Here is a 16,362-nt window from a genome sequence, read left to right as displayed (position 1 = left end):
GGGGCCGGGCCGGCGGGCGCGGGGGGGCGGCGGCCCCGCCGGCGGGGGGGGGGGGCCGGGGGGGGGGGGCGGGGGCCGGCCGGGGGGGGGGGGGGGGGGGGGGGCCCCGGGGGCCCGGGGGGGCCCGCCCCCGCGGCTCCCCGTGGCGTCCCGCGCCCGCGGGGCCCGCCACAATGGACCCGTGAACGACTCCATCCCCGTCACCCGGGTCACCGGCCAGGGGACCGTCAAGCTGATGCCCGACGTCGACCGGGCGCGGGCCTGGCTGCTGACCGTCGACGGGGCGCCGCAGTCGTACGTCGACCTGGACGAGCCCGCCCACCTGGAGTTCGAGTACGCCCGGCGGCTCGGGCACGTCCTGGACGTCGTGGCGGAACCGGGGCGCCCGCTGGACGTGCTGCACCTCGGCGGGGGCGCGCTCACCCTGCCCCGGTACGTGGCCGCGACCCGGCCGGGCTCCCGGCAGGACGTCGTCGAGGCCGACCGGGACCTGCTGGAGATGGTCGCCGAGCACCTGCCCCTGCCCGAGGCGGCGCACGTCGTGCCGCACGCGGCGGACGCGCGCGCCTGGCTGGAGGGTGCCCCGGACGACTCCGCGGACGTCCTCGTCGCGGACGTCTTCGGCGGCTCCCGGGTCCCGGCCCACCTGACGTCCGTCGCCTACGCCCGCGAGGCCGCGCGGGTGCTGCGCGACGGCGGGACCTACCTGGCCAACCTCCCGGACGCCGCGCCCTTCGCCTTCCTGCGCTCGCAGTTGGCCACGCTCGGCGCGGTCTTCGGGGAGCTCGTCCTGATCGCCGAACCGGGCGTGCTGCGCGGGCGCCGCTTCGGCAACGCGGTGCTCGCCGCCGCGCACCGCCCCCTCGACACGGCCGTCCTCGTCCGCCGTACCGCCGCCGACGCCTTCCCGGCCCGGGTCGAGCACGGCCCGGCGCTGCGCGCCTTCATCGGCGACGCGCGGCCGGTCAGGGACGAGGACGCCGTCCCGTCACCCGAGCCCCCCGACGGGGCTTTCGGCATCGGCTGAGCCGGTCCTGACGCCCTGTGCCACGTGCGTGGTGCGGCGCCGCAGGTTGCGCACGTCCGGGACGCACAGCACGGCCGCCGTGACCAGGACCACCAGCCCGGCGCAGCCCCACAGGGCCGCCGTCCGCCCGAAGGCCTGCTCGGCCGGGCCCGCCGCCGCGGTGGCGACCGGCACCAGCGCGATGGAGCCGAACCAGTCGTAGGCCGACACCCGGGAGAGCTTGTCCTCGGGGATCTCCTGGTGCAGGGCCGTCATCCAGGACACGCCGAACACCTCGACCGTCACGCCCGCCACGAACATCACCGCGAACAGCACCTCGAGCGGCACCGGGACGGCCAGCGCGGCCGACGGCAGGGCCAGCGGGAACACGCACAGGGTGCCCGCGAGCAGCAGGCGGCGCGGCTTCCAGCGGGTCATGAGCAGCGCGCCCGCGACGGTGCCCGCGCCGAAGGCGGCCAGGGCCAGGCCCCAGGGGCCCGCGCCGCCCAGGTGGTCCCGGGCGACCAGCGGACCGTAGACGGCGTCGGCGGCGCCGACCACCGCGTTGGCGATCGAGAACTGCACGACGATGCCCCACAGCCAGGGCCGCCCGGCGAACTCCCGCCAGCCCTCCCGCAGATCGGCCAGCAGGCCGCCGCCCGGCGCGCGCGGCGGTATGTGGCCGGTGTCGAGGAAGGCGCGCAGCCCGCCGGCGAGCGCGAACGCCACCGCGTCCGCCGCGAGCACCCACCCCGGTCCGATCACGGCGACCATGGCGCCGCCGAGCGCGGCCCCGCCGAGGGACGCCCCCGACATCGCCATCCGGAACAGCGCGAAGGCGCGGCCGGCCTGCTCGCCCTCGACCGAGGACATCAGCATGCCCTCGGCGGCCGGGCCGAAGAACGCCTGGCCGACCCCGCCGAGCGCGGTCAGCAGCATCATCTGCCACAACCGCGGGTCCCCGGCCAGGACGAGGACGGCGAAGGCGCCCTGCGACAGGCAGCTCAGGGCGTTGGCCGCGACCATCACGCGGTGGCGCGGCAGCCGGTCCGCGACGGCGCCGCCGATCAGCAGGAACAGCACCAGCGGCAGGGTGCGCGCCGCGGCCACCAGCCCCACGTCGCCGCCGTCGCCGCCCGTCTCCAGCACGGCGAACGCGGCGGCGATCAGGGCGCCGTTGCCGCCGAGCTGGGTCACGACCGCCGCGGCGGTCAGCAGGGTGTAGTTGCGGCCGGCCCAGGCGGGGCGGCGGGGCACGGTGGTCGAGAGCACCTCGCGACTATCGGCGAGGGGAGGCCGATCTGACAAATACGGATCCGGCCCCCGAACGCCCGTTTCCGGCCCCGTCGCCCGCGGGAACCCCGTCGGCGGCCCCGCCGGGCGCTAGGACCCGGTGGGCGGCTCCTCGGTCAGGCGCACCGTGCTCAGGATCTTCTGGACGGTCGCCTCCGGGATCTCGCCCTTCACGCCCTTGGCGCCGTACAGGTTCCACGTGACGAAGTCGCCCGCGCCGTTCTTGAACGCGAACGTGACGGCCTTGCCCTCGCTGTCGCACTTCCCCTTCTGGGGGGTGTTCACGGAGTGCGCCGTGGCGAGGCTGCCCTTGATGCCCGAGGCCGTGGTGTACGGCTTCGGGTCGACCGTCTTCACGCTCTTCTTGTCGGGCTGCGTGTAACCGCCGTAGATCCACCACGGCACCCGCGTCTCGGCCGCCTCGTCCGTGGTCTTCGCGCCGTTCTCGCCGCGGGTCCCGGCGGTGGCCAGGGCGGTGTCCTCCGTACGGCCGTCCTTGTCGTCGTCGGAGGTGCACCACTTGGACTTGAGGTAGGCCGGGGCCGTGACGGAGGTGCGGTCGAACTCGCCGTCCTCGGTCTCCCACTCGAAGCCCACGCTCGTGCCGGTGCTCTCCAGCTCCCAGTCGGCCGGGACGTCGAACATGGTGCCGAAGCGCGGGTTGACGACCACCTTCCAGCCCGGCACGGTCGCCTTCAGCTCCTCGGCGCCGCGCGGGTTGTCCCCGGCGCCGTTCGAGCCCGGGTCCGCGGACGTGGACGAGCCGGCGGACGCGCTCGCGGACGCCTTGCCGCCCTTGCCCCCCTCGGCCGTGTCGTCCTCGTCGCCGCCGAGCACGAGGAGTCCGGTCACGCCGGCGGCCACGACCACCGCGGTCGCCGCCAGGATCGCGACCAGTTTCGTCCGGTTGCCGCCGCCACCGCCGTGCGGCGGCTGGGGCGCGCCCACGGGGGTGGGGGCGCCCCACTGCGGCTGCTGCGCGTAGGGGTTGGGCTGCGGAGGGCCCGGCTGCGGGTAGCCGGGCTGCTGGTACGGATTCGGCTGCTGGTACCCCGGCTGCTGGTAGGGGTTGTTCGCCTGCGGGTTCTGCTCGCCCCCGGGCGGCTGCTGTCCTGGCCACATGGGCAGCAACCCTAGCGGCGCCGGGGACACGATTCGGTCACCGGCTCTTGTCAGGGACGTAGCAAACGCGGCGCCGGGGGCGGGGGGACCTGGCCAGCGAGGCTACTCGTGGGTAACATGCGGCCCCATGAGCGCAGAGCAGATGTCCGTCGGCGAGATGCTCGCCGCCACGGTGCCCATGGCCCGGACCCTGAACCTCGAGTTCCTGGAGACCACGCCGGACAGGGCGGTCGTGGCCCTGCCGGACCAGGGCGAGTACCACAACCACGTCGGCGGGCCGCACGCCGGGGCGATGTTCACGCTCGGCGAGTCCGCGAGCGGCGCCATCGTGCTGGCCGCGTTCGGGGACCAGCTGTCGCGGGCCGTGCCGCTGGCCGTCCGCGCCGAGATCGCCTACCGGAAGCTGGCGATGGGCCCCGTCACGGCCACCGCGACCCTCGGCCGCCCGGCCGCCGAGGTCGTCGCCGCACTGGACGCGGGCGAGCGCCCCGAGTTCCCGGTGTCGGTCGCCATCCGGCGCCAGGACGGCGCCGTCACCGGCGAGATGACCGTCGTCTGGACCCTCCGCCCCAACGGCTGACCGCCCGCGCGGACGCGGGACCGGGCCGGTCCGTCCGGGGTACCGGAGCGGCGGCGCGCAGGGTCCGGCCGGCCCCGGCGGCCGCCGTCCGGATCACGCCGCGGGCGCGGGGGCCGGCACCCGCATCCGCGGCGTTGTCGTCGCGGTCGCCGATGCTCCGCACCGCCGTCCTCCTCCGCCTCGCGGACGCACGCACCGGGCCCCGCCCGCCGTGCCGACGGCGCACAGCCGATCCCCCCGCGACCCGGTCCGGACGACAGCCCCTGGGGTCTGTCCGACAGTTCCCGCCTGCCTCGCGACGCCATCACGCATTCTCGCCGCACCGGGCGCAGAGCCGAGTACGTCCCGTACGAGGCTCCGCGCCCGGCACGCCGAGAGCACGCACCTGACGCCGCGGGACCGCCCTCCGGGCGACGACGGGAACGGTCGGACAGCCCCTAGCGGAGGCTGCCGGCGCCGTAGGGGGCGTACAGGTCCAGCAGGCGGATCCGGGCGGCCCGCAGGCGGTGGGCGAGCACGTCGCCGACCCACTGCGCGACCGACCGGCCGAAGGCGGGGTCGTCCCGGCACAGCGAGCGGACGGCCTCGGCGTCGAACTCGTACGCCCGCACCGGCGTCGTCGCCTCGGCGCCCAGGTGCCAGGTGTGCGGGGCGAACAGCCAGGAGCAGCCGAGGAGTTCGTTGTGCCCGAGGTGCTCGATCACGGCGGCCCGGCGGCCGGGCACCCGCATGTCGAGCTCGACCGTACCGGTGCGCAGGATCCAGAACCGGTCCGCGCGGCCCCCCTCCTCGAACAGCCGCGTGCCCTGCGCGAAGGACACCTCGCGGGCGGTCCGCAGCAGGCGCTGCCGGTGCTCGGCGGGCAGGGCCCGCAGCATGCTGGGGGCAGGAGTGGCGATCATGGCGTGCCTCCCGGGCGGGGTGGACGGAGGGCCTGTCGCCTTCAGCGTCGTGCGCGCGCCCGATCCGGGCCATGGGCCACCCGGCCCTGAGGACGGGCCGTGCGGCCTCGGGCCGGAACCCGCCCGCCGGGGTCGGGCGGCGGGGCCGGTCCGGCCCCGCGGCACGGCCGGCCGCGCCCCACGACCGCCCCGGCGCACCGGCGGTTCGGTCCCGGAGGGCGGCAGGGCCGTTCGGCCCGGGCCCGGGACCAGCGGCCCCTGCCCCCGCCGGCCGTGCGCGGCGACGCTGGAGGCGTACCCGACAGCAGGAGGTCCTCATGTCCCGCACCGTCACGGTGGGTCTCGACGGCTCGCCCGAGAGCCGGGCCGCCGCCGAGTGGGCGGCCCGTGAAGCGCGGCTGCGCGGTCTGCCGCTGCGGCTGCTCCACGTGCGGGAACCGGTGGCGCAGGCTCCGCTGCTCGGGGCCGAGGCCCAGCGGCACTGGAGCGAGCGGGTCCCGCGCGAGGCCGCCGAGGGCCTGCGCCTGCGGCACCCGGGCCTCGACGTGCTCACGGAGCAGCGGGGCGGGCGGCCCGCGGACGTCCTGGCCGAGGCGGCCGGGGACGGCGACCTGCTGGTCCTCGGCTCGCGGGGGCTCGGCGGCCTCGGCGGCTTCCTGGTCGGCTCGGTCGGTCTCGCCGTCGTGGCCCGCACCGAGCAGCCCGTCGTCCTGGTCCGCGCGGGGGAGCAGGCGGCCGACGAGCACGAGCCGGACCCGGTGGGCATCCCGTCGGCGGCCACCCGTTACCGGCCCGTCCTGCTGGGGCTGGACGCCGACCGGCCGGCCGACGCGACGCTCCGGTTCGCCTTCGAGGAGGCCGCCCGGCGCGACACCGGCCTGCGCGTCGTCCACGGCTGGAACCTCCCCCCGTACTACGTCCACGGCCTGCCCGCCGACCCCCGTCTGCACGACGGGATCGCCCGGGAACGGGCCGCGGCCCTGGCCGGGATCCTGGACCCCTGGCGGCGGAAGTTCCCCGACGTCGAGGTCGCCGAGGAGTCCTTCGGCGGCAGCCCCTCGGTCCGGCTGGTCGAGGCCTCCGGCGAGGCCTCGCTGGTCGTGGTCGGGCGCCGGATCCGCCGCAGCGCGTTCGGCACCCGCATCGGGTCCGTCGCCCACGCCGTCCTGCACCACTCCACCGCGCCGGTCGCCGTCGTGGCGCACGACTGACCCGCGCCCGGGCCGTCCGGCGGCGCACGCGAGGGGTGGCGGGGCGGCCCGGCCCGCGCTCCGGGGCGGGCGGACTCCGGCAAGGGACCCCCGGCCGGGCCCCGCGCGGCCGGGCGGACGGCCCGGCCGTCCCGGCACCCGTGCCGCGGGGCCGGCGGCCCCGACGCGCACCCGTAGGGCGCCGGGTGCCGCCGCGCGGGCCGCGAGCGGGCATCGACCGGCACGAGACTGGTACTCCCTCCGGTACCCGACGCCGTACGCGTCCGCACCCCGGCGGCCCGCGGCGGCCCGTCCGCTTCCCGACCGACCACCCCGTCGACACCCCGACGACCCACGGAGTCAGCCATGCCCGACGCCCAGCGGCAGGACAGCCGGACCGTACCGACCGACGAGGAACTGCGCGCCCTGGACGCCCACTGGCGAGCCGCGAACTACCTGGCCGCCGGACAGATCTACCTGATGGCGAACCCGCTGCTGACCGAACCCCTGCGGCCCGAGCACATCAAGCCGCGGCTGCTGGGCCACTGGGGCACCTCGCCGGGGCTGAACCTCGTGTACACCCACCTCAACCGGGTGATCAAGGCGCGCGGACTGGACGCGCTGTGCGTCTGGGGACCGGGGCACGGCGGTCCGTCGGTGCTGGCCAACTCCTGGCTGGAGGGCAGCTACAGCGAGACGTACCCGGACGTGCCGCGCGACGCGGCGGGCATGGCGCGGCTGTTCCGGCAGTTCTCGTTCCCCGGCGGCGTGCCCAGCCACGTCGCCCCGGAGGTGCCCGGCTCCATCCACGAGGGCGGCGAGCTCGGCTACTCCCTCGCCCACGCCTACGGGGCCGCCTTCGACAACCCGGGCCTGCTGGTCGCCTGCGTGATCGGCGACGGCGAGGCGGAGACCGGCCCGCTGGCCGCCTCCTGGCACTCCACCAAGTTCCTCGACCCGGTCCACGACGGCGCGGTCCTGCCCGTCCTCCACCTCAACGGCTACAAGATCGCCAACCCGACCGTGCTGTCCCGCCTGCCGGAGGCCGAGCTCGACGCGCTGCTGCGCGGCTACGGCCACGACCCGATCCACGTCACCGGCGACGACCCCGCCCGGGTCCACCGCGACCTGGCCGCGGCCTTCGACCGGGCCCTGGACCGGATCGCCTCCGTGCAGCGCGCGGCCCGCGAGGACGGCCTGTCCGAGCGCGTGCACTGGCCGGTGATCGTGCTGCGCACCCCCAAGGGCTGGACCGGCCCGGACCGGGTGGACGGCGACCCCGTCGAGGGCACCTGGCGCGCCCACCAGGTGCCGCTGGCCGGGGTGCGGGACGACCCGGAGCACCTGCGGCAGCTGGAGGAGTGGCTGAGGTCGTACCGGCCGCAGGAGCTGTTCGACGCCGGGGGCCGGCCCGTCGCGGAGGTCCTCGCCTGCGTGCCCGAGGGGGCCCGGCGCCTGGGCGCCACCCCGCACGCCAACGGCGGGCTGCTCGCGCGCGACCTGCCGCTCCCCTCCCTGGACGACTTCGCCGTGCCCGTCGACAAGCCCGGCACGACCCTGCACGAGCCCACCCGGGTCCTCGGCGACCTGCTGCGGCGGGTGATGCAGGACACCGCGCACCGGCGGGACTTCCGCCTGGTGGGCCCCGACGAGACCGCCTCCAACCGGCTCCAGGCCGTCTTCGACGCCAGCGGCAAGGCCTGGCAGGCCGGGACCCTCGACGTCGACGAGCACCTCGACCGGCACGGCCGCGTGATGGAGATCCTGTCCGAGCACCTCTGCCAGGGCTGGCTGGAGGGCTACCTGCTCACCGGCCGGCACGGCCTGTTCTCCTGCTACGAGGCGTTCGTGCACATCGTCGACTCCATGGTCAACCAGCACATCAAGTGGCTGAAGACCTCCCGTGAGCTCCCCTGGCGCGCCCCGGTCCCCTCGCTGAACTACCTGCTGACCTCGCACGTCTGGCGCCAGGACCACAACGGCTTCTCCCACCAGGACCCCGGCTTCGTCGACCACGTCCTCAACAAGAGCCCCGAGGTCGTCCGGGTCTACCTCCCGCCGGACGCCAACACCCTGCTCTGCGTCGCCGACCGCGCGCTGCGCAGCCGGGACCGCGTCAACGTCGTCGTGGCCGGCAAGCAGCCCTGCCCCGACTGGCTGTCGCTGGACGAGGCCCGGGTCCACTGCGCCCGCGGCGCCGGCGTCTGGGACTGGGCCGGCACCGAGAACGGCGGCGAACCCGACGTGGTCCTGGCCTGCGCCGGGGACGTGCCCACCCAGGAGGTGCTGGCCGCCGCCCAGCTGCTGCGCCGCCACCTGCCGCAGCTCGCGGTGCGCGTGGTCAACGTCGTCGACATCGCCCGGCTCATGCCCCGCGAGGAGCACCCGCACGGGATGGGCGACTTCGAGTACGACGGCCTGTTCACCGCCGACAAGCCGGTGATCTTCGCGTACCACGGCTACCCGTGGCTGATCCACCGGCTCGCCTACCGCCGCACCGGCCACCGCAACCTGCACGTGCGCGGCTACAAGGAGTCCGGCACCACCACCACGCCCTTCGACATGGTGGTGCGCAACGACCTCGACCGCTACCGCCTGGTCATGGACGTCATCGACCGCGTCCCCGGCCTCGCGGTGCGGGCCGCCGCCGTGCGGCAGCGGATGGCCGACGCCCGCACCCGCCACCACGCCTTCATCCGGGAGCACGGCACCGACCTCCCCGAGGTCGCGCAGTGGGCCTGGAACGGCTGAGCCGCCGGACGCGTCCCGTCACCCGGTAGGCTTCGGGCCCGTGCGCCCCTTCCCGGGCGCGCGGACCCGAACACGGGCAAGCACATCGGGAGGATGCGACCGTGCACGTCCAGGAATGGCTCGAGACCGTACCGGCGGTCGCCGTCTACGCGCTGGTGGGAGTGGTCATCGGCCTGGAGAGCCTGGGCATCCCGCTGCCGGGCGAGATCATCCTGGTCTCCTCCGCGCTGCTGGCCTCCCAGCACGGCGACATCGACCCCGTGATCCTCGGCGCCTGCGCCACCACGGGCGCGATCGTCGGCGACTCCATCGGCTACGCCATCGGCCGCAAGGGCGGGCGGCCGCTGCTCGCCTGGCTCGGCGGGAAGTTCCCCGGGCACTTCAGCGAGGGGCACATCGCCACCGCCGAGCGGTCCTTCGAGAAGTGGGGCATGTGGGCCGTCTTCTTCGGCCGCTTCGTCGCCCTGCTCCGCATCTTCGCGGGCCCGCTCGCGGGCGTGCTGCGCATGCCGTACTGGAAGTTCCTCATCGCCAACGTCTTCGGCGGCATCCTCTGGGCGGGCGGCACCACCGCCGTCATCTACTACGTCGGGATCGTCGCCGAGTCCTGGCTGAAGCGGTTCTCGTGGCTGGGGCTGGTCGCGGCGGTGCTCGTCGGCGTGACGTCGATGCTGGTGCTCAAGCGGAAGGCCAGGAAGGCCGCGGCGCAGCGGCCGGCGGCCGAGCCGGAGCCGGTCCCGGTCGCCGACTGAGCCGCCGGGCGTGCGGTGCGGCCCCGCACCCAGGGCCCGCCGTGCGTCTCACACCGGGCCGCGCGCCCCGCAGCGCGCCGCGGTGCCGCGCGCCCTTCCGTGCGCCGTGCGCCTCAGGCGGTGCCGTGCGCCTCGCGGTGCGCCTTCGCCAGCTCCGCGTACATCGTCGCGTTCAGCGTGAGGCCCTCGCGCTCCTCGTCGGTCAGCCGCCGCCTGACCTTCGCCGGCACGCCCGCCACGAGCGAGCCCGGGGGCACCACCATGCCCTGCGGCACCAGCGCCTGCGCGGCGACCAGCGAGCCCGCGCCGATCACGGCGCCGTTCAGCACGGTCGCGCCCATGCCGACCAGGCAGTCGTCCTCGACGGTCGCCCCGTGCACCACGGCGTTGTGCCCGATGGAGACCCGCTCCCCGACGGTGACGGGGAAGCCCGGGTCGGCGTGCAGCGTGCAGTTGTCCTGCACGTTGCTGCTCGCGCCGACGGAGATCCGCTCGACGTCGCCGCGCAGCACGGCCCCGTACCAGACGCTCGCGCCCGCGTGCAGCGTCACGTCCCCGATCACCGAGGAGGCGGGCGCCACGAACGCCTCGCGGTCCACCTCCGGCTCCCTGCCGCCGATCCCCGTGATCAGCGCCTTCTGCGTCATCGTCGCCCTCCTGGTCCGGTGATACAGGGCACCGTACGCCACCCGGTGGGGTGAAGATCACAGGCCTCCCCGCCCGTGGGCGCACCGGGCGCTGAGTACGGTGAGCGGGTGCCGAAGCGCAAGAACACGTTCTCATCCTGGCGGCGCCGCCTCGCGCAGCGCGCCGTCCACGCGGGCTGGGCCTGGGCGCAGCGCACGGGTTCGGTGACCGCCGAGCACCCCGGACGCCTCCGCTTCGGCGCGATCGGCACCGGCACCCGGCTCGCCTTCCCGCTCGGCACGGTCTTCGGCGAACCGTGGATCCACCTGGGCTCCCACTGCATCATCGGCGAGCAGGTCACCCTCACCGCCGGCCTGATGCCCGACCTCGACCTCGGCCCGGACCCGATCCTGCGCCTCGGCGACGGTGTCGTGCTCGGGCGCGGCAGCCACGTCATCGCCGACACGACGGTCACCATCGGCAGCGACTGCTACTTCGGGCCGTACGTGTACGTCACGTCGACCAACCACTCCTACGACGACCCGCACGAGCCGATCGGCCGGCAGTGGCCGCGGATGGAGCCGGTGGAGATCGGCCCGGGCTGCTGGATCGGCACGGGCGCGGTGATCCTGCCCGGCGCGCGGGTCGGACGGAACGTGGTGGTGGCCGCGGGCGCGGTCGTCCGGGGCACGGTGCCCGACCACGCCGTCGTCGCGGGCGCGCCCGCACGGGTGGTGCGGCGCTGGACGCCCGCCGAGGGCTGGCAGCCGCCGCTGCGCACCCCGGCGCCGGTGCCGGTGCCGGAGGGCGTCACCCCGGAGCAGTTGCGCGCGCTGTCGGAGCTGGACGAGGAGACGGCGGCCCGGCTCGCCGCGCTCGACGAGGAGACCGTGGCCCGGCTCGCGGAGCTGGACGAGCGGGACGCGGCCCGGCTCGCGGGGCCGGACGGGCGGGGTGCGGCCGGGTTCGCCGGGCCGGGCGGAGCGGCGCTGGCCGAGCCGGTGCGGGCGGAACGGCGACCGGACCGCCGGGAGGCGGAGCCGACGCCGGAGTCCTGAGGGCCGGGTGCCGGACGCCCGGAGGCCGAACCGCCGGAGCCCGGACCGGCCCGGACACCAGGCGGCCGGCCGGAAGCCCTCAGGCACCTCGGCCGTCCACGGCGGCCGGGCGCTCCGGCCGGGTCGGAACCGGATCGGGGGCGGACGGGCTCACCCCGTCGCCAGCAGCACCGTCCCCACCAGGGCGAGGCCCGCGCCCGCGGCCTGGACCGCGCGCAGCCGTTCGCTGAGCAGGCCCCGCGCGGCGAGGGCCGTCACCACCGGGTAGAGCGAGGCGAGCACGGCGGCGACGGTCACCGGGCCGTGCTGCGCGGCGATCGAGTAGGTGCCGTTGGCCGCGACGTCGGCGAGGCCCACGAAGGCGAGGGCCGGCAGCGAGCCCCAGGGGAAGCCGTCCGCGGGCAGGGCGGGGGAGCCGCGCCGCACGGAGACGTACAGGGCGGCGCCGCCCGCGGCGACGTTCGTGACCCGCTGCACGAACAGGGCGAGGAACAGACCGGTGAGCGTGCTCGACGCCTCGGCGATCAGGGCCATCACCGCGCCGAACCCGAACGCCGCGAGCAGGGTGAGGACGATCGCCTGCCGCTGCACCGGGGCGCCCCGGAACTGCGGCCCGCCCGCCAGGAGGACACCGGCGACGGCGACGAGGATGCCGACGAACTGGAGCAGTCCGGGCCGCTCGCCCAGCACGAGCCCCACCCCGACCGGGACGGCCACGCCCAGCGAGCCGAGCGGCGAGACGACGCCCATGGGACCGAGCGCGAGCGCCTTGTAGAAGGCGAGCATCGCCACCGGGCCCACCAGGCCGGCGGCCACCGCGAACCACAGCTGCGGGCCCGCCTCGCTCCACGCGCCCGTCGCCGCCACCAGCACGCCGAGCACCGCGACGGCGACCGACTGCGAGACGACGACCACCGTGAGGGCGGGCGTGCGCCGCGTCAGCACCCCGCCGCCGAAGTCGGCCAGCCCCCACAGCAGGCTGGTGGCCAGGGCGAAGAGTGCTGTCACGGGTCGCCTCGCAGTACAGTTCGGTGAACGATCGGGTGCACCCCACCGTAGTTCACTGTGCTGCACTCTGTCATCCAGCCTATTGGACCCGAAGGGTTCCAGTCTCCTCAGTCTCTTGGACGGAACGTGTCGGACCTCGACCTGCTGACCCAGTCCCTGGCGCGCAACGTCAAGCGCTGGCGCACGGAGCGCGGTTTCACCCTGGACGCGCTCGCGGCACGCGCCGGGGTCAGCCGCGGCATGCTCATCCAGATCGAGCAGGCCCGCACCAACCCGAGCCTCGGCACGGTCGTCAAGATCGGTGACGCGCTCGGCGTCAGCATCACCACCCTGCTCGACTACGAGCGGGGCCCGAAGGTCCGGGTCGTCCCCGCCGACCAGGCCGTCCGCATGTGGCACACCGACGCCGGCAGCTACAACCGGCTGCTCGCGGGCACCGAGGCCCCCGGCCCGCTGGAGATGTGGGACTGGCGGCTGATGCCCGGCGAGAGCAGCGCGTCGGACCCGCACCCCGCCGGCACGGTGGAGATCGTGCACGTGACGGCCGGCGAGCTGACCCTCACGGTCGACGGCGTGGAGCACCGCGTCCCGGCCGGTTCGAGCGCCACCTTCGAGGCGAACGCCCCGCACGTGTACGGCAACCGGGGCCCCGTCCCGATGGAGATGGTGCTGACCGTCTCGGTGCCGCCCGTGCGCTGAGACGCCCTGCGGACCACGGCCGTACGCCGCATACGATGCGGCCATGCGCGCACCCATCGGGAACTTCGACCACGCCACCCCCGCGCCCGACTGCCTCGGCGAGCTCGTCCGCCCGGTCGCCGACGCCGTACGCCACTGGCGCGGCAGCGTCCCCGCCGAGCAGATCCTCTACGTCGAGACGGATCCGCAGTGGGCCGACACCGCCGTCTTCGTGCAGCACTACGGCCAGGACCTGCTGGAGCAGTCCGCGAACTGCGTGGTGGTCGCAGGCAAGCGCGGCGGCGGGACCACGTTCGCCGCGTGCGTGGTGCTCTCCACCACCCGGGTCGACGTCAACGGCGTGGTGCGCCGCCGGCTCGGCGCCCGCAAGGCCTCCTTCGCCCCCATGGACACGGCCACGGGGGAGACCGGCATGGAGTACGGCGGCATCACGCCGATCGGGCTGCCCGGCGACTGGCCGGTGCTGGTGGACGCGGCCGTCGCCGACCTGCCGTACGTCCTCGTCGGCAGCGGCCGGCGGCGCGGCAAGCTGCTGGTGCCCGGCAAGGCGTTCGCCGGACTGCCGGGCGCGGTCGTGCTGGAGGGGCTGGGCACCGCCTAGCCGTTCCCGGGGACCCGGACGGCGGTGTGGTGGGCCAGTGCCAGGTGCGGGTCCGCCTCGCCCGGGGCCGGTTCCGGATCGGCGTGCACCAGGGCCGCCGTCAGCCGCGGCACGGCGTGCAGCAGGGCGTGTTCCGCGTCGACGGCGACGCGGTGGGCCTGCCGCACCGTCACGTCGCCGTCCACCACGACCGCCACCTCGGCCCGCAGCCGGTGGCCGATCCAGCGCAGCCGCAGCTCGCCGACCCCGCGCACGCCCTCGACCCCGGCCAGGGCCCGCTCGGCCCGGTCCACCAGGGCCGGGTCGACGGCGTCCATGACCCGCCGGAACACCTCGCGCGCCGCGTCCCGCAGCACCAGGGCGATCGCGGCTGTGATCGCCAGCCCCACGACCGGGTCGGCGAGGTGCAGGCCCAGCGCCGAGCCGCCCGCGCCGAGCAGCACCGCCAGGGACGTGAAGCCGTCGGTGCGGGCGTGCAGCCCGTCGGCGACCAGGGCGGCCGAACCGATGGCCCGGCCGACCCGGATCCGGTAGCGGGCCACCCACTCGTTGCCGGCGAACCCGGCCAGCGCGGCCACGGCCACCGCCGGCACGTGCTCGACCGGGCGGGGATCGAGGAGCCGGCCGACCGCCGCCCAGCCCGCGAAGACCGCCGACGCGGCGATCGTCAGCACGATCACCAGCCCCGCCAGGTCCTCGGCGCGCCCGTAGCCGTAGGTGAAGCGGCGGGTGGCCGCGCGCCGCCCCAGCACGAAGGCGACGCCGAGCGGTACGGCGGTCAGCGCGTCCGCGGCGTTGTGCACCGTGTCGCCGAGCAGCGCCACCGAGCCGGAGGCGGCCACGACGGCCGCCTGCGCGAGAGCGGTCACCCCGAGCACCGCCAGCGACACCCACAGCGCCCGCATGCCGCGGGCGGAGGACTCCAGGGCGGAGTCGACCTTGTCGGCGCTCTCGTGGGAGTGCGGGGTGAGGAGGTGGCCGAGCCGGTGCCGGAGGGAGGCCGGGGAGGGGGTGCCCGGGTGCTCAGGCTCGTGCCGGTGGTGGTGCCGGTGGTGGTGCCGGTGTCCGTGGGCGCGCTCGTGGAGCCGTCCGTCCGTGCGGTCGTGCCCGTGCTCGTGGTGGTTCCGGTCGCTCACGTGGTTCCCCTTCCGGTGCGCGGCGGTGGACGCGCGGGCGTCCCCGGGGCCATTATGTGCGTATGAGCGCACGCATGCACCTGTCACCTGCGCACGATGCGCACCCGCGCACCCCCGGCGAGGAGCAGTTCGCGCTCGCCGCCGAACTCCTCGCCCTGCTCGGGGACCGCACCCGCCTCGCCCTGCTGCACGCGCTGACGGACGGCGAGGCCGACGTCACCACCCTCACGCAGGCGTGCGGCGCGGCACGCCCGGCGGTCAGCCAGCACCTGGCGCGGCTGCGTCTCGCGGGCCTGGTCGAGACCCGCAAGGAGGGCCGCCGCGTGATCTACTCCCTGCGCGACGGCCACCTGCGCCGCCTGGTCGACGAGGCACTGAACGTCGCCGACCACCGCCTCGGCGACCGGCCGCTGCACGATTGACGCGGACGGGCGACACCAGCTCCGCCGAAGGGTGTTGACCTTCGAGTTGCCTGAAACCCGATGATGGCCGGGTGCCACACTCCGAGTTGATGCCGATCGGCGTCTTCGCCCGGCGCAGCGGTCTGACCCCGAGCGCGCTGCGGTTCTACGCCGACTCCGGCCTGCTGCGCCCCGCCGAGGTCGACCCGGTGACGGGCTACCGCTACTACGGCGCCGGCCAGGTGCCCCGGGCGACCGCGCTGCGCCGGCTGCGCGAGATCGGCATGCCCCTCGCCGGCGTCAGGTCCGTTCTCGACGCCGGGGCCGAGGAGGCGTCCCGGCTGATCGACGAGCACGTCGCGGGGGTCCTCGGGGCGGCGACGGCCGCGGAGCGGACGGCCGCCGTGGTCAAGGCCTCGCTCGCCGGCGTGCCGGACCGCCCCGCACCGGGTCTGCCGATCGCCGCGCTGAAGGGCCCGGTGCTGGCCGCCGCGGTCGAGCAGGTCCTGACCGCGACCGCCTACGAGCCGGACCTGCCGGTCCTCGGCGGTCTGCGCATCGAGGCGGACCGGGACGCCATGACGCTGACCGCGACCGACCGCTACCGGCTGGCGACGCGCACCCTCGTGACCGCCGGGGCGACGGCGGCGTGGGCCGCCACGGTCGCGGGCGACGAACTGCGGGCCGCGGTCCCGGAGATGCGGCGCAGCCCGCTGGTGCGGGTCGAGGCGACGGCGCACGGGATCCGGCTGCGCATGACGGGCCGGGCGGACCGGCACTGCCGGGCGCTGTCCGAGCCGTTTCCCGACCACCGGCTGATGCTGGCCTCCCTGCCCGCGCCCACCACGCGGGTGTCGGTCCCGAAGGAGGCCTTCCTGCACGCCCTGGAGGAACAGGCGGGCGAGCGGATCACCCTGCACCTGACCCGGCACGGCATGCGGGTCCTGCCGGACGGCGACGCGGACCGCGGCATCCGGCTCCCCGCCACCGTGACGGGCCCGGCCCTGCGGATCTCGTTCGAGCTGACCACCCTCCACCCGGCCGTCGGCACCGCTCTCGGCCCCGACGTGCTGGTCGATCTGCGGGGGCCCGGCGGACCGGCCACGATCCGCTCCGCCGACCGGGGCGACCTCACCACCGTGGCGATGCCCGTCGCGTCCGCCTCCGTCGCCTGACCCCCTGCCCGCGACCGCCGCCCGAACCCCACCCGCCCGACCCCACCGCCCGAACCTCACC

15 protein-coding genes and 1 pseudogene are annotated in these 16,362 nt (G+C 76.0%); 10 read left to right on the top strand and 6 right to left on the bottom strand.

Annotation, left to right across the window (positions count from 1 at the left end; genetic code table 11):
- Positions 1-181: 181 nt before the first annotated feature.
- Positions 182-1,027 carry a spermidine synthase gene (locus ACIF8T_RS33640; RefSeq protein ID WP_400040383.1) on the top strand — a complete coding sequence of 282 codons (846 nt, stop codon included), beginning with the start codon at positions 182-184 and terminating at the stop codon, positions 1,025-1,027.
- On the opposite strand, the gene ACIF8T_RS33635 is transcribed toward ACIF8T_RS33640, so the two are convergent.
- On the bottom strand, positions 989-2,278 hold the full coding sequence (locus ACIF8T_RS33635) for an MFS transporter (RefSeq protein WP_400040381.1): 1,290 nt from the start codon (positions 2,276-2,278) through the stop codon (positions 989-991). The genes ACIF8T_RS33640 and ACIF8T_RS33635 overlap by 39 nt on opposite strands.
- 111 nt (positions 2,279-2,389) lie before the next feature.
- Positions 2,390-3,421, bottom strand: coding sequence for a hypothetical protein (locus ACIF8T_RS33630; protein ID WP_400040379.1), 1,032 nt, complete (start codon positions 3,419-3,421; stop codon positions 2,390-2,392).
- 142 nt (positions 3,422-3,563) lie between these two features.
- Here ACIF8T_RS33630 and ACIF8T_RS33625 point away from each other — a divergent pair, with 142 nt between their 5' ends.
- Positions 3,564-4,001 carry a DUF4442 domain-containing protein gene (locus ACIF8T_RS33625; protein ID WP_400040474.1) on the top strand — a complete coding sequence of 146 codons (438 nt, stop codon included), beginning with the start codon at positions 3,564-3,566 and terminating at the stop codon, positions 3,999-4,001.
- A gap of 437 nt (positions 4,002-4,438) precedes the next feature.
- On the opposite strand, the gene ACIF8T_RS33620 is transcribed toward ACIF8T_RS33625, so the two are convergent.
- Entirely contained in the window at positions 4,439-4,903 is a 465-nt protein-coding gene (locus ACIF8T_RS33620) for a Crp/Fnr family transcriptional regulator (protein ID WP_400040378.1), read from the bottom strand.
- Between the two features lie 317 nt (positions 4,904-5,220).
- Between ACIF8T_RS33620 and ACIF8T_RS33615 the strand changes: the two genes are divergently transcribed.
- The 3 genes from ACIF8T_RS33615 (at position 5,221) to ACIF8T_RS33605 (ending at position 9,596) form a co-directional block, all read left to right on the top strand.
- Positions 5,221-6,114 carry a universal stress protein gene (locus ACIF8T_RS33615; protein WP_400040376.1) on the top strand — a complete coding sequence of 298 codons (894 nt, stop codon included), beginning with the start codon at positions 5,221-5,223 and terminating at the stop codon, positions 6,112-6,114.
- Between the two features lie 345 nt (positions 6,115-6,459).
- Positions 6,460-8,844: a phosphoketolase gene (locus ACIF8T_RS33610; RefSeq protein ID WP_400040374.1), complete on the top strand. Its 2,385-nt coding sequence runs from the start codon at positions 6,460-6,462 to the stop codon at positions 8,842-8,844.
- Positions 8,845-8,945: 101 nt separating this feature from the next.
- The gene (locus tag ACIF8T_RS33605) at positions 8,946-9,596 is read left to right on the top strand and encodes a DedA family protein (protein ID WP_400040372.1); all 651 of its coding nucleotides are present in this window, start codon (positions 8,946-8,948) and stop codon (positions 9,594-9,596) included.
- A 113-nt stretch (positions 9,597-9,709) separates the two neighbouring features.
- Here the strand turns inward: ACIF8T_RS33605 and ACIF8T_RS33600 are convergent, their stop codons facing one another.
- A complete protein-coding gene (locus ACIF8T_RS33600; protein WP_400040370.1) occupies positions 9,710-10,243 on the bottom strand; it encodes a gamma carbonic anhydrase family protein in 534 nt (177 codons plus the stop codon).
- Between the two features lie 108 nt (positions 10,244-10,351).
- Between ACIF8T_RS33600 and ACIF8T_RS33595 the strand changes: the two are divergent.
- A pseudogene (locus tag ACIF8T_RS33595) lies at positions 10,352-11,134 on the top strand (acyltransferase); the annotation flags it as partial.
- 297 nt (positions 11,135-11,431) lie between these two features.
- Here ACIF8T_RS33595 and ACIF8T_RS33590 read toward each other — a convergent pair.
- A complete protein-coding gene (locus ACIF8T_RS33590) occupies positions 11,432-12,289 on the bottom strand; it encodes an EamA family transporter (RefSeq protein WP_400040368.1) in 858 nt (285 codons plus the stop codon).
- 126 nt (positions 12,290-12,415) lie between these two features.
- On the opposite strand from ACIF8T_RS33590, the gene ACIF8T_RS33585 reads away from it, so the two are divergent.
- Positions 12,416-12,988: a helix-turn-helix domain-containing protein gene (locus tag ACIF8T_RS33585; RefSeq protein WP_400040367.1), complete on the top strand. Its 573-nt coding sequence runs from the start codon at positions 12,416-12,418 to the stop codon at positions 12,986-12,988.
- 43 nt (positions 12,989-13,031) lie between these two features.
- Positions 13,032-13,589, top strand: coding sequence for a YbaK/EbsC family protein (locus ACIF8T_RS33580; protein WP_400040365.1), 558 nt, complete (start codon positions 13,032-13,034; stop codon positions 13,587-13,589).
- Here the strand turns inward: ACIF8T_RS33580 and ACIF8T_RS33575 are convergent.
- Complete coding sequence (locus tag ACIF8T_RS33575; RefSeq protein WP_400040364.1) at positions 13,586-14,725, bottom strand: cation diffusion facilitator family transporter; 1,140 nt, start codon at positions 14,723-14,725, stop codon at positions 13,586-13,588. The genes ACIF8T_RS33580 and ACIF8T_RS33575 overlap by 4 nt on opposite strands.
- A gap of 62 nt (positions 14,726-14,787) precedes the next feature.
- Between ACIF8T_RS33575 and ACIF8T_RS33570 the strand changes: the two genes are divergently transcribed.
- Together ACIF8T_RS33570 and ACIF8T_RS33565 are read left to right on the top strand one after the other, a co-directional pair.
- Complete coding sequence (locus tag ACIF8T_RS33570) at positions 14,788-15,147, top strand: ArsR/SmtB family transcription factor (protein WP_400040362.1); 360 nt, start codon at positions 14,788-14,790, stop codon at positions 15,145-15,147.
- 71 nt (positions 15,148-15,218) lie between these two features.
- Positions 15,219-16,301 carry a MerR family transcriptional regulator gene (locus tag ACIF8T_RS33565; protein WP_400040360.1) on the top strand — a complete coding sequence of 361 codons (1,083 nt, stop codon included), beginning with the start codon at positions 15,219-15,221 and terminating at the stop codon, positions 16,299-16,301.
- The last annotated feature ends 61 nt before the right edge of the window (positions 16,302-16,362 follow it).

The organism is Streptomyces sp. NPDC085946, assembly GCF_044540485.1.
Taxonomy (GTDB): Bacteria; Actinomycetota; Actinomycetes; order Streptomycetales; family Streptomycetaceae; genus Streptomyces.
This window is presented reverse-complemented; position numbering and strand designations above follow the sequence as displayed.